The sequence below is a fragment of the Myxosarcina sp. GI1(2024) genome (assembly GCF_053543375.1).
In genome coordinates, this window is sequence record NZ_JBKGTY010000001.1 from 835,967 (window position 1) to 848,943 (window position 12,977).

General features: G+C 42.7%; 13 protein-coding genes and 2 pseudogenes. 5 read left to right on the forward strand and 10 right to left on the reverse strand.

The window, feature by feature from the left end; all coding sequences use genetic code 11:
• Positions 1-57: 57 nt before the first annotated feature.
• Complete coding sequence (locus ACLFKQ_RS04105) at positions 58-2,157, reverse strand: ATP-binding protein (RefSeq protein ID WP_448998605.1); 2,100 nt, start codon at positions 2,155-2,157, stop codon at positions 58-60.
• A 164-nt stretch (positions 2,158-2,321) separates the two neighbouring features.
• Here ACLFKQ_RS04105 and ACLFKQ_RS04110 point away from each other — a divergent pair, with 164 nt between their 5' ends.
• Entirely contained in the window at positions 2,322-3,047 is a 726-nt protein-coding gene (locus tag ACLFKQ_RS04110) for a RibD family protein (RefSeq protein WP_448998606.1), read from the forward strand.
• Between the two features lie 129 nt (positions 3,048-3,176).
• Here the strand turns inward: ACLFKQ_RS04110 and ACLFKQ_RS04115 are convergent, their stop codons facing one another.
• Positions 3,177-4,022, reverse strand: a complete 846-nt coding sequence (locus ACLFKQ_RS04115) for a COP23 domain-containing protein (RefSeq protein WP_448998607.1) — start codon at positions 4,020-4,022, stop codon at positions 3,177-3,179.
• 287 nt (positions 4,023-4,309) lie between these two features.
• Here ACLFKQ_RS04115 and ACLFKQ_RS04120 point away from each other — a divergent pair, with 287 nt between their 5' ends.
• The gene (locus ACLFKQ_RS04120) at positions 4,310-5,695 is read left to right on the forward strand and encodes a glycoside hydrolase 100 family protein (protein ID WP_448998608.1); all 1,386 of its coding nucleotides are present in this window, start codon (positions 4,310-4,312) and stop codon (positions 5,693-5,695) included.
• Positions 5,696-5,784: 89 nt separating this feature from the next.
• Here ACLFKQ_RS04120 and ACLFKQ_RS04125 read toward each other — a convergent pair.
• The 4 genes and pseudogenes from ACLFKQ_RS04125 to ACLFKQ_RS04140 form a co-directional block, all read right to left on the reverse strand.
• Positions 5,785-5,972, reverse strand: a pseudogene (locus ACLFKQ_RS04125) (ABC transporter ATP-binding protein); the annotation flags it as partial.
• A 207-nt stretch (positions 5,973-6,179) separates the two neighbouring features.
• The gene (locus tag ACLFKQ_RS04130; protein WP_448999452.1) at positions 6,180-7,016 is read right to left on the reverse strand and encodes an alkaline phosphatase PhoX; all 837 of its coding nucleotides are present in this window, start codon (positions 7,014-7,016) and stop codon (positions 6,180-6,182) included.
• A gap of 47 nt (positions 7,017-7,063) precedes the next feature.
• Positions 7,064-7,180 (reverse strand): annotated as a pseudogene (locus ACLFKQ_RS04135) (alkaline phosphatase PhoX); the annotation flags it as partial.
• Positions 7,181-7,414 carry a hypothetical protein gene (locus tag ACLFKQ_RS04140; protein WP_448998609.1) on the reverse strand — a complete coding sequence of 78 codons (234 nt, stop codon included), beginning with the start codon at positions 7,412-7,414 and terminating at the stop codon, positions 7,181-7,183.
• Positions 7,415-7,782: 368 nt separating this feature from the next.
• On the opposite strand from ACLFKQ_RS04140, the gene ACLFKQ_RS04145 reads away from it, so the two are divergent.
• Together ACLFKQ_RS04145 and ACLFKQ_RS04150 are read left to right on the forward strand one after the other, a co-directional pair.
• The gene (locus ACLFKQ_RS04145) at positions 7,783-8,001 is read left to right on the forward strand and encodes a hypothetical protein (protein ID WP_448998610.1); all 219 of its coding nucleotides are present in this window, start codon (positions 7,783-7,785) and stop codon (positions 7,999-8,001) included.
• Positions 8,002-8,093: 92 nt separating this feature from the next.
• Positions 8,094-8,579, forward strand: coding sequence for a tetratricopeptide repeat protein (locus ACLFKQ_RS04150; RefSeq protein WP_448998611.1), 486 nt, complete (start codon positions 8,094-8,096; stop codon positions 8,577-8,579).
• 15 nt (positions 8,580-8,594) lie between these two features.
• Here the strand turns inward: ACLFKQ_RS04150 and ACLFKQ_RS04155 are convergent.
• A protein-coding gene (locus ACLFKQ_RS04155; protein WP_448998612.1) for an IS5 family transposase occupies positions 8,595-9,349 on the reverse strand; the annotation gives its coding sequence in 2 pieces (ribosomal slippage) (positions 8,595-9,026 and positions 9,029-9,349; 753 coding nt in all).
• Between ACLFKQ_RS04155 and ACLFKQ_RS04160 the strand changes: the two genes are divergently transcribed.
• Positions 9,348-9,779 (forward strand): TPR end-of-group domain-containing protein, encoded by a 432-nt coding sequence (locus ACLFKQ_RS04160; RefSeq protein ID WP_448998613.1) that lies wholly within the window; start codon positions 9,348-9,350, stop codon positions 9,777-9,779. The two genes, ACLFKQ_RS04155 and ACLFKQ_RS04160, sit on opposite strands and share 2 nt — an antisense overlap.
• 24 nt (positions 9,780-9,803) lie before the next feature.
• Here ACLFKQ_RS04160 and ACLFKQ_RS04165 read toward each other — a convergent pair whose 3' ends face one another.
• The 3 genes from ACLFKQ_RS04165 to ACLFKQ_RS04175 form a co-directional block, all read right to left on the reverse strand.
• Entirely contained in the window at positions 9,804-10,829 is a 1,026-nt protein-coding gene (locus ACLFKQ_RS04165) for a PstS family phosphate ABC transporter substrate-binding protein (protein WP_448998614.1), read from the reverse strand.
• 1,002 nt (positions 10,830-11,831) lie between these two features.
• Complete coding sequence (locus ACLFKQ_RS04170) at positions 11,832-12,041, reverse strand: hypothetical protein (protein ID WP_448998615.1); 210 nt, start codon at positions 12,039-12,041, stop codon at positions 11,832-11,834.
• Positions 12,042-12,148: 107 nt separating this feature from the next.
• A protein-coding gene (locus ACLFKQ_RS04175; RefSeq protein ID WP_448999442.1) for an IS5 family transposase occupies positions 12,149-12,885 on the reverse strand; the annotation gives its coding sequence in 2 pieces (ribosomal slippage) (positions 12,149-12,580 and positions 12,583-12,885; 735 coding nt in all).
• Positions 12,886-12,977 lie beyond the last annotated feature (92 nt).

A 12,977-nucleotide genomic window follows, 5' to 3' on the forward strand; every position in this document is an offset into this window, starting at 1 on the left:
AAATAAAATACCTCTTACCTCAAACTTTCTCCTAGTCTCCTCCACTCTCCTGCTACCTTACCCTCCTCCTTCAGCTAGAGGCAAAATAATGGTCACGGTAGTTCCTTGAAACTCTCCGGCACTATACAGAGAAATTTTGCCGTTCATCAGTTCGATGAGATTGCGAGAAATAGCCAAACCCAAACCAGTACCGCCAAACTTTCTAGTCCTAGAACCATCTACCATTACAAAAGGCTGAAACAATCGGTCTTGTTTGCTGACATCAATGCCAATTCCCGTATCTCTAATGATGATAATCACTTTGTGATTGCCCAGCTGACGCTCTCGAGATTCTTTGAGTGCTGTTTTATCTGGTGCTTGAGAATGAGAATTAGAGGTTAAAACATCGGTAGAAGAATCTCGACATTTTGAAGCGGCAGGCTGAAATTTATGCTTCTCTTCCTGGGGAGCTAATGAGTATTCTCGACTTAAATTTTTGAATGCCGAGGGTTGTAAATGCGAGAGCGCTACCGATTCAGATTTAGCAACTTTTACGGCGATTTCAATGCTGCCAAATTCGGTAAATTTAACTGCATTGCCAACAATATTAATCAATACTTGTTTGAGTTTGGCAGGATCGGCAAGAACGTAAAGTTCGCTTTCCCAACTAGGAGCTGTAAAAACTAGGTTTTTACTTTGAATGGGAGCTGTATGAAGCTCGACAACCTCATTAACTATCTTAGATAAACCGACTCGTTCGATCTCTACAGATAGTTTTCCTGCTTCAATTTTGGAAATATCTAAAACATCATTAATAATTTCTAGCAAATGAAGCGCGGCATCATCAGCCTGTTGTAAAAATTCTCGTTCTTCGGCTCGACTATCACAACAGTCGTCTTTGACAATCTGAATACAGTTGATAATTCCATTTAGAGGAGTTCGCAATTCATGGGAAGTAGTGGCTAAAAACTCGCTCTTTAATCGGTCGGCGTTTTTGGCTTCTTGCCAAGCAGAGACAATTTCGGCTCCCCAAGCCCGCAATCTACTGACCATTTCATTGAGTGCCAAAGATAATTGATGAAACTCGCGAATCTGAAAATTATCGGGTAGGCGATCGCTCGAATCTAAATGTTCTGTTTTCGTAGCATAATCCCTTAGCTGCTCTAAGGGGCGAGCGAGTTCGCGAGATACATAGATGGTAACTAATGCGGTACCGACGATCAATCCTAAAGTCATTGCCACCAAGGCTCGTCGAATAGTTTTAAGCGGCTCTAAAGCAGCATTTACCGGCGTAACAGCTAAAATTATCCATTTCTGCTGTTGGTCTTGGGTAACGGGGCTGTCGATCGCGCTATAGCCGACAATTAGTTCGACACCATCCTGCTCTAAATAATACAAGCGATTGGAAGTGGAAGATTTGGCAACATCAGAAGTGGCAGTCTCGATCAAGGTGTCTAGCTTTTGGGCATCGGGCATTTGCTTGATGTTGCGCCCTACTTTTTGAACCAAAGGATGTGCTAGAACGATTCCATCTCCGTCGATTACCACCGGATAGCCATTAAGAGAACCAGGCTCGACATTTTCTTGAGTGAGAACTGCCGATCTGACGCTAAGTGCGTAGCGTAATTGTCCTCGGCGATTGTAAACTGGTGCGGTTAACCAGAGTTTTAACTGGCTTTGAAATGTCTGTTCGCTGACGTTATTGACTTCTTTAAATACGGATTTAGAAGGAAGCAGCAGTTTAACCTCAACTTGTTCTGGAGTGGTAAGAAGTTGTGGTTGAGTTCTACTCCACAAGCTGCTATCTACTTCGATCGCCTCATCACAGGTGGTAGCAATAGTCTGATTTTCGAGTAAGTCGGTAAGCTGTACGCACAAAATATTAGTAGGTAATACCTGAGATAGTCGATCGATAAAAGGTTGATAATCAACCGAATCCGAGCTCAAGATTGCCGCATCGCTTACGGAGGCTAGATTAGAACGAAGTCCTTCCACTGATTGCTCGATGCTGTCTCCCTTTCGGTTCGCACTTTCGGTTAAATTTTGCCTGGCTGTTTCGGAAAATGCCTTACGGGCTTGATGATAAGTAACCCAAACTCCTACTAATAATACAGGTATACTTACTGACAAAAAACGGATAAGTAAGATGCTACGAAAAGATGACTGACCTGATGCCATAGTAGGAGATGTTGGCTGGCTTCGATGATATATTCAATATACTGACTATACTTAATGTACCTTACAGTACTAAATCTGGATATCGAAATTTTACTCGATCGTTTACAATTACCATTGCTAAAGTTTAGCTGAGATAATTAATAATTTTTGGGTAATTTCTTTACATGTTACAACGCCCGCAGACTACAGTCGTCCTGGCGATGAGTGCAGATGGCAAGATTGCCGACAGTTGCGGATCGCCAGCCCGTTTTGGTTCGGCGACTGACAAGGCTCATCTAGAAACTCAAGTTGCTCTAGCAGATGGAGTTATCTTTGGCGCTAATACTTTACGTGCTTATGGCACTACTTTAGCTGTAACTAATCCACAGTTGTTGCAAGCCAGAAAAGCGCGATCCCAATCACCTCAACCAGTTCAAATTGTGGTTTCGGCTACGGCAAAATTGACTTGCGACCTGCCTTTTTTTCGTCAGCCAGTACCTCGTTGGTTACTTACTACTAAGCAAGAGTCAGAATTATGGCAAAATTCGACTCAAAGTTCAGCTGAAGCAAGCTCCGGAGGCTACGATCGAGCTCAATTTGCTCGCATTATATCTATTAATTCAGCAGATGACAATTCCCTTAATTGGCTAGAAGCTATGAAAAGACTACAACAGTTAGGCTTGAATAAGCTTGCTATTCTAGGCGGTGCAGAATTGGTTGCTTCCCTAATTGCAGTAGATTTAGTTGATGAACTTTGGCTGACAATCTGCCCGATTATTCTCGGCGGTAGAGATGCTCCTACTCCCATAGCAGGAATAGGTTTTACTCAATCTCAAGCTAGAAACTTAAAATTACTCGAGGTAACCCAGCTCGATGCAGAGGTGTTTTTACATTATGCGATCGCTCGTTAATTTTAAAGAGCGATGACTGTTAGAGAACGAGAACATTCTACTTTTGATTCTGAGATTTAAATCTACCCTCAATAATCGATTTTTATCTGTAATTGTAAAACAAATACAGGAGCACTACCTGAGATGAGTTTAGCGAAATATAGCGGGTTTGCGTTCTGAAGCAGGAGAACCTACTGGTTGGCGATTATCATTGGGGGTACTGAAGTTACCTGGTTTGAGTTGACTAGCCGTACCACCATCAGTGGGATCGAGGAAAGGTCGCAAATCGATGCTTTCTGGAGACTGACGGTGAGTATTACTAGCAGGGTTAATTCCTATTTCTCCCAAAATTTTGCCAACACCTCGAAAAATTTCTCCTTCGGTGCGATCGTCGTTTAGAGTGTATACACCTTGCGTTCTTTGACCGTCGTCGGCAGCCAGTAGGTTTTCAAATACTAAATCGCGAGTTAATTGAGGATCTTGACCCGGAGGTACGGTGAGAACGATGCGGCAGTCTGAAGGATCGACTTGAGTAGTGACGCAGACGATATCATAATTGTTTTCCACATCAGTAGTTAACTCCAATAATCCATCTTGACGGTAGGATTCAAAGCGACGGGTAATTTCATTACAGCGTCTTTCGGGAGTCCAACCGCCACCCAACTGACTGGGAATTGCCCAAGGATAAGCTCGGTTAGGTTGACTTTCGGGATAATACATAACTGTATATTCCCCATCGATGATTTCACAGCTAAATCGAGTATCGCTGCTGGCTCTTCTCGTAGGTATTGGATTGGCAGTGCTGGGAGCGTCATCGATAATTACTTCAGGAGGTTCGTTATTCTGAGCAATTAATTGTCTGAGGCGATCGAGGTTGACTGAATTATTAGAACTAGAGAGAGGAAAAGCGTTGACGCTATTGGTGCTGGCGATCGACACTAAGCCAACCGCTAAACTGGCTTGAGAAACTAAGAATCTTAAAGGAGTATTGAACATAGACGGTATTGACGAGAGCTTAGATTTAAAGAGTTACAGAATTAGAAATTTAAAGAGTTAAACCTTTCAAAGGATTTAAAGTTTACCGGACAGTGAACTTCTGTAGTTATGACGGATAGGTAAAATAAATGTTTCTACTCGCGATCGCCCTAGTTCCTGGTCGAGGAAAAATTAAGTGTCCCTCGTTACTCGACAATCCCCAATCGACAATTACCCCAGGGAGATCTATTCTAATTTCACGACTTGAGTCGCTTAAAATTAATTGAAGCAATCATCAACTAATAGGGATGTTACACAATTTAGCTATGGAACGAAATCCGAATCTCGCATCAGAAGCTTGGGAAATTTTAGAAAAATCGATAATTTATTATTACGATCGCCCTATTGGTACTCTTGCTGCCTGTGATGTTTCTACTCCGGCACTCAACTACGATCAGTGTTTCGTACGCGATTTCGTTCCTGCGGCTTTGGTTTTTCTAATTAGGGGAAAAACCGAAATCGTGCGTAACTTTCTCGTGCAAACTTTGAAACTCCAAATTAAAGAAAAACAGCTAGATTTTCTCGAACCGGGACGAGGCTTAATGCCAGCAAGTTTTAAAGTTATTCATCAGAGAGAAGAACAATATTTGCAGGCAGATTTTGGCGATCATGCCATTGGCAGGGTGACTCCTGTGGATTCTTGTTTTTGGTGGTTATTTTTATTACGAGCTTACGTTAAAGCTACGGGAGAAGTTTCCTTAGCCCATAGTCCGGAAATGCAGAAGGGAATTCGGATTATTATCGAACTTTGTCTCTCGGCAAGATTTGAAATGTATCCGACTCTACTGGTTCCCGATGGTCCATGTATGATCGATCGCCGGATGGGAATTAATGGACATCCTTTAGAAATCCAATCTTTATTTCATATGGCATTGCGTTGTGCCGAAGAACTGTTAATCGACAATTTTGAAAATGATAAAACCCGTCAGGCGATCGCACGTCGTCTTCCTCCCTTAACCGAACACATTCGCTATCATTACTGGCTCGATCCCCAAAGGTTAAACGTAATCTATCGCTACAAGGCAGAAGAATACGGGCAGGATGTGTTAAATCAGTTTAATATCTATTCTGAGTCGATACCCTATGCCGAACTCAGTGAATGGTTTCCAGAGCAGGGTGGCTACTTAGTTGGTAATTTAGGACCTTCTCAATTAGATTGCCGCTTTTTTTCTTTGGGCAACTTGATGGCAATTTTGTCCTCTTTGGTATCCCTCCAGCAGGGAGAAGTAATCATGAATACGATCGAAGAAAAATGGCAAGATTTAATCGGTTGGATGCCGATGAAGATTTGCTTTCCCGCACTCAAAGGCAGAGATTGGCAGCTATTGACAGGTTGCGATCCTAAAAATCGCCCTTGGTCCTATCACAATGGCGGTAACTGGCCTGTATTATTGGGCTTTTTGGTGGCAGCTGCCATCAAGCTCGATCGCCTCGATCTGGCCACCAAGGCAATGGCGATCGCCGAAAAGCGTTTGCCTTTGGATGAATGGGCGGAATACTACGATGGTAAAAATGGTCGCTTAGTAGGCAAAGAAGCGAGAAAATATCAAACTTGGACGATTGCTAGCTTTATCTTGGCAGAAGAATTGATTGACAATGCTAAATATCTAAAATGGATCGCGTACGAGCGATGATGGTAAATATTTTTTACCACCGTTAGTGATGCCAACAATTCTCTCTCGCTCCTCAACCTTATTTTACTTCGTTAAAAGCTAAAAAAAACAGCAGTTAGTAAAGCTAATCTTTTACGCTGTCCCTGAGATAAATTAGTAGTAGACAAAATGCATTTTCTATGGTTACTTTGTGTTCTATCTCTAATAATTGTAGATAATTTTGAATTTCGGTTTCGCGATCGCTTTCTATTCCTAGCAAGCGTTCGAATAAATAAAAATCGTAGAAAATTACAGAAAACACGTCTTGAATAATCCGAAATTGCTCGAAATCTCTGACTCCTTTTTTAGTAAAAGACGAATAATTTTCATACTGGTATCCGACTTATAAAAATTTTATTCAGGGTAGCGTAAAGCTTTTAGCTGAAGCAGTTGCGATCGCAGGTGACAGTATGAGTACATTTACTTTCATAATCGATCTCATCTTTACCCTATTGCTCTAATCTCCTTAGCTTTGGTTGTCTGAGTGTTTTACCTGAAAATTGGGCAACGCAACGAAGCCTTTAACTCGACAGTCTAGGTTTTTCAGCCACTTAACTAGCTCGTGGTTGCTGTTGTGAAACCAGATATAGTCCTGGTCGTCTGGCACAAAAGTGAGATGGTTACGTGGATTTTTTACCCGCATTGGCAAGTTTTGGCAAAAGCGTCGGTCTAGCAGTTTTAGTAATCGGGCTGCTTTGGCTGCGGCTACCTCAAAACCGAGTAAGGTATTGCGATCGCTTTTAAGCTGTTCTTCAAATTCTGCACGGTTGTCAAACTTTCGTTTGCCTATAGTTCCTTGAGTCGGATATAGCAGTGCGGCAATCCCATTGCCCAAGTTTTGGCGATCAAGAGCAAAATAACGCCAATCGCCATAAGCATATTGCATCAATTTCCCTTTCCCATCGGGCAAAACCAGTCTTGAGTGGTAGCCGTAGTCAATTACGTAAACGGTAACGGGGGCGGTAGGAGCGGTTGGGGGAATAATGAAGGTAGGAGAGCTTAACAAGATAAATCCCACAACAACTAAAAATAGAAGTAAAAAAACATATATTATCAGGCGGGGCGAGAAGATTCGATTGTGTCCGAACCAATTCATAGCTATTATTTCTTGCGATACTGTTGGCAGTGGAAAATTGGTTAGCGTCGGGTCACCATCCCCCGGATGCTGAATGTTGACGAACATCGTTCGGCGATCGGGGGTTGTGGCAATGCCAGTCACCTTACAGCCCGGTACACCCGAAAACAGCCGGCGAATTTCACCCGTACTTGGGTCCGTGACGAGCATCTGATTATTCAATTTCACCCCCTTGATTTCGGGTTGCTCCCCGTCGGTTTGAATGAACAACTTCCCACGACAACCTCTGCGTTTTCGTGCTTAAAGCGTCCTAGTGCAGTTCGCTTTACGGGTGCTTGCGAAGCGTTCATGGGATCGATCTCAACCACCCAGCCAAAGCGATTCTCTTCGTTTCACTTGTATTCTCCTCTCGGTATTGACTCTGTTACCGATAGATGTGAACTGAAAACTGCTCTAAGCTCGAACTCAATCACGCCAAACCAGCTCACTCCCGCTCCAAAGGCGATGAGAAAAGCCAACGTCCAATTTTTTGGTTGCCAAACCACAGAAGTCAGGCTTCCTAAAGGTAGAGAGCCAGCACAGAGCGTTCCGATGGAGAAAGCTTCTAAGGCGAGGTCAATTGACATATTTAAACTTTTTACTAGAAGCCTATCTATTTTCACAAGTCTCTGATTGGAGCTAGGTAGGTTTCTCTTGTTTCTTTCACCATACTATTACGGCTTCAGCTGATAAAAGTCTATCTCAAGGTGGGTCAAGGGAAAGTAGCTATCTGGTGTGTGGTGTAAAGTAAAGTGAAACTCCAACGATAAATCTAGCAGCAAGTTTCACTTTTGAGTTCAAATTAACAAAAGACGATTTTTCTCTAACTAATATTTTTAATTGAATTGCCAAGACATAGGATCTAATCTAAAAATTTTTCATTCCCAAGAAGGATTATTTCAATTAAAGCTTTTTCAATACTGTAAGCAGAAGCATCATCGACTAAAGCAAGAATATGACAGACCAAAAACCAAACCAACCTATTGACCTGTCTGAAGCCAACCAACCTTCTGATTTTATAGAACGAGAAACAGAAAAACCAAATCCCTCAGATGAAGTCCAATCGGAGCAAGATTTTACCTACGAGCAAACAGCGGAGAATAAAATTGCCCATCAACAAAATGTTACCGCTCATATTCCTGGTGGTAGTACAGATGCCGATTTAGATAAGTAGGGCGTGTCTGTAAATGTAGATGTCCTACTCAAGAGGTATTATATAGAAACGAATTGTAGATATTTGTTAAGCCGACAGCAGCCCTAATTGTCATGAGCAGCTCTACAGTTACTCTGAACCAAGATCTCAATAATTACTGGTACTGGTATTACCAGGGAAAATCACAAACTGACCGTCAAGATTACACAGGTGCCCTAGCAAGTTACGAACGGGCTCTAGCCATACGACCCGATGATTATTGGTCTTGGTATAATCGTGCCAATGTTCTACATAATTTGGGACAATATCGCGAAACCATTGCTAGTTTGGATCGGGCTTTGACAGTTCGCCCGGGAGACTACTGGGCTTGGTACAATCGTTGCTGTGTCGTCCTCGAAGACTTAGATTGGTACTCTGACGCACTAGATAGCTTCGAGCGAGCTCTAGCTATCAGAAGCAATGATTACTGGGGGACTTATCGACGGGGAGATGCCTATCGTCATCTCGAAGATTATACTTCAGCACTGGCGAGCTATCAACAAGCTTTAAAATTACGACCCAATGACTATTGGGCGCTCTATCGGCAAGGGGATGCCTAGGTTCTGTTGACACAATTAACGCAACCAAATTAAAGCCGAAGCAAATTCGGCAAATCCCAAATAACATTCGTCAGTTTTGTCAAAACGGCTGAAAACGCGACGATAGTATTTAAGTTTGTTAAAAAAGCACTCAACTAGATGTCGCTCCTTGTACAGATGTGAATCGTAATCTCTAGGGTTGAGGCGACCAGAACGAGGCGGAATCACGCCTTGAGCACCAGTTTCCTCAATCAAGACCACAAAAGCATCACAATCATAGCCTTTATCGGCAATTACCTGTTGAGCTCGATAACCAGCCACCAATGCCTCTCCTTGACTGATATCGGCGGTTTGCCCTGGAGTCAGAAGCAACCGCAGCGGATTGCCCAACGCATCTACCACAGCATGTAACTTGGTACTAAATCCGCCACAAGAACCTCCTAAAGAGTGTTTTTCTGACCCCCTTTTGCTCCTGCTGCACAGGGATGAGCACGAATCATGGTGCTATCGGGAATTAAACTTTCTAAGTCAGCAGAGTGGGACATTTCTTGCAAGAGACGATGCCAAACTCCCTTCTGACACCAACGCCGATATCGTTTGTAGAGGCTGTTCCAGTTGCCAAAACGTTTGGGTAATTCACGCCATTGAGCACCTGTGCGAGTAATCCAGAGAACCGCATTCAGAAAACGACGACAAGCTTTGGGGTCTTTGATACGGATGTCTTGTTGGTGGCTCAGAACAACGAAAATTTGCTGCCAAGCAGAATCGTCCAACTTAACACGAGATTTCATGAAGAATTTTTTGACTAAAATCAGCAACTTCAGGTACTTTCTCATCTTTGCCTCTTTACGTCAACAGAACCTATCGTTATCTCGGAGAAAAGCGACGGGCACGATTTGTTACGATCGCGCTTTAGAGTTGGCTCCCCAGAGTTTCTGGGCCTGGTACAAACGAGCCGAGATGTGCCGTCACCTGGGTAATTATGCAGAAGCTCTCACTAGCTATCAAAGCGCCCTCAGTCTCGACGCGGAAGATGATTATGCATGGTACAATCAAGGGTGCTGTGCCGCTCAATTGGGTTACGTCTCTTTGGCAATTGAATGTTTGCAACGGGCAATCGAATTAAATCAAAGCAATCGACAATTAATCAAAAGCGATCGCGATCTCGAACCGCTCAGAAACACCGAAGAATGGTGGGTATTAATCGAGGCATTGGCTTAATCGATCGCGCTACTGAATCAAACATTAATATCGAGCTTGCTTCCGTAGTAATTCGGGTATGGTCAGATTAAACTGAGACTGTCCCTCAAACACAGTTCCTACTTCACCTCGATAAAAGGTAACTTCATTGATTTGATAGGCTTCATCGGGCAGAGGAACATAACCTACTTCAGCAACTACTTCTGGAGCATTCTCAAGATAAAATTCTGTAAATCTGACTAACGCTTCATTTTCTCTTGCCGCCGCTGCGTTGACATAAACAAATAAAGGACGAGCCAAAGGTTGATATTCTGCTGCTTCCACTGTCGCTCTAGAAGGCACAACCGCACCATCACCACTATCAATCGCCAGAGCTTTCATCTCGTCGGCATTTTGCTCGTAGTAAGATAAGCCAAAGTAACCCAGCGCATTGGGGTCTTGACTTACTCCTGCAACTAAGACATCATCATCTTCACTAGCCTTGACGTCGTCACGACTCGCCCCTGCTTCTCCTACAATTGCTTCGGTAAAATAATCAAAAGTTCCCGAATCTTCACCAGGTGCATAGAGATTGAGGGGTCGGTTGGGAAAACTAGGTCTAATCTGATTCCAATTAGTAATTTGACCTTCAGCCTCTGGCGACCAAATCTTGGCTAACTCTTCGGTAGTCAAGGTATCAACCCAATCATTGGCTGGATTGACTACTACCGTCAGCGCGTCAAAAGCTACGGGTAACTCTATATAAGCTACTCCGGCTTCACGACAGGCTTTCATTTCATCGGTTTGAATCGGACGAGAGGCGTTATTAATCTCGGTTTCGCCGCGACAGAATTTTTCAAAACCTCCCCCCGTACCAGAAAAGTTAATTTCTATCTCTACGGGTTTTTGATAGCTGTCTTGAAATTCTGCAACGATTTCTTGGGTAATCGGATACACCGTACTCGACCCATCAATTTTGATTGATGGTGTTTCTTGTGAAACTACAGCTTGAGAAACTACTAACGATGCTGCAGCTACTCCTAAAGCCAAAACTCGAAGGGATTTTAATGGTACTTTGCGCCAAAGATTCATCTTTCAGGCTCCACTAATAATTGGGGTGAGTAATTGAATTTTAGAGTTAATTAACTTGATGTATTTTTAAAGAGCAAGCGATCAAATTAAAAATTAAATTATTTCAACTTAAGTTAATGCTCGTGTAGGACGGGTCAGTTTGTCATCGAACCAGAAGTAATGCTAATAGAAATTTGAAAGTGGTCAGTTGAGTCAGTAGGAAAAATTTTGGTCTTGTTAGAGACGATAAAAATCTCTGACTTTCAAGACCTTTTCGAGCGAGAGATATTAGCGAGCAATGTCCAAAGCCAAATGGAAACAAAAAGCGAAAAAACTCAAAACTAAATTAAAAAAGCTGGAGAAAAACACCATAAATAAATGTTTAAAGAGCTTGGCAAAAGTCCGCAAACAGAGTCTGCATGATGAGCTGACTCTTTTACCCAACTGACGTTCCAGGGCAGGAAGCATCAGAACGAGCGATGAAACACACGATCGATCTAGCAGATTCGGCTTTATACCTGGCTAAAAAGCTTGGAAAAAATCGCTCTATTATTCATGGCAACTCTCTTTTGGAAACTATCTCGAACTCACAGCTCATCCCAAATAATTGATTGTTTGAGCGTCGTTCGACTTTAACTACAATTTTCCGTTAAGCTCTGAGTTTTACTGCTGTTTATCATTCTGTCGAGTCAACTCTTTCAAGTCTTAACGATCATTCTGATTTGTCGATCTGATGAGAATTTGACTGTTTTCCAAGCGCAGCCTTCATTTGCCGAGCCACTTCTTGAGCCCACAGCTCAAAGTTGAAATCATAACTCAATGGATTGAGCGAAGACAAATGTTTATTCGACCAGGAGCGAGCGTTTTGAGTGTTGTTTATCTCATTTTCGGTTGTTATCATAGCTCAAATTAAACCTCTAGACTCAAATCCTATCAGTAGCAAATGATAACTAAGGTATCGAACAAATTAACGCTGATTTAAGATTTAGTTAAAATTAAAAACTGATTCTAGGTAGATTAAAACTAACGTTTAATTTCAAGCCGACGTTTTTCTAAAAAAGCGATCGCCTCTTCTGGTTGTAGTAGCAGCTGAGGGACTTCTTTTACTATCAGAATCCATCTAGCTTCAGTTTGCTCTAATGTCCACTTCACGTGGGGCTGATGAGCGAGAATTTGCCAGTAGCCTGATTTTTGGTACTGACAGACAAATCCCCAATTTTGAGCTCGAACCACGACGAGAGCGCTCAATTTAACAGCTAAGAATAACTAGATTCATGGTGAGAGAAAAGCCTAAAAGAGCTTCTCGAACCAGATTATCTTACTAGGTTCTGTTGACACAATTAACGCAACCAAATTAAAGCCGAAGCAAATTCGGCAAATCCCAAATAACATTCGTCAGTTTTGTCAAAACGGCTGAAAACGCGACGATAGTATTTAAGTTTGTTAAAAAAGCACTCAACTAGATGTCGCTCCTTGTACAGATGTGAATCGTAATCTCTAGGGTTGAGGCGACCAGAACGAGGCGGAATCACGCCTTGAGCACCAGTTTCCTCAATCAAGACCACAAAAGCATCACAATCATAGCCTTTATCGGCAATTACCTGTTGAGCTCGATAACCAGCCACCAATGCCTCTCCTTGACTGATATCGGCGGTTTGCCCTGGAGTCAGAAGCAACCGCAGCGGATTGCCCAACGCATCTACCACAGCATGTAACTTGGTACTAAATCCGCCACAAGAACCTCCTAAAGAGTGTTTTTCTGACCCCCTTTTGCTCCTGCTGCACAGGGATGAGCACGAATCATGGTGCTATCGGGAATTAAACTTTCTAAGTCAGCAGAGTGGGACATTTCTTGCAAGAGACGATGCCAAACTCCCTTCTGACACCAACGCCGATATCGTTTGTAGAGGCTGTTCCAGTTGCCAAAACGTTTGGGTAATTCACGCCATTGAGCACCTGTGCGAGTAATCCAGAGAACCGCATTCAGAAAACGACGACAAGCTTTGGGGTCTTTGATACGGATGTCTTGTTGGTGGCTCAGAACAACGAAAATTTGCTGCCAAGCAGAATCGTCCAACTTATCGGTACTTAAACAATTTAAACAGACAAAATAAGATAGAATACCTTTGCTGATTAACTTTAACATTATTCTAAAGCCCGATCGCACTT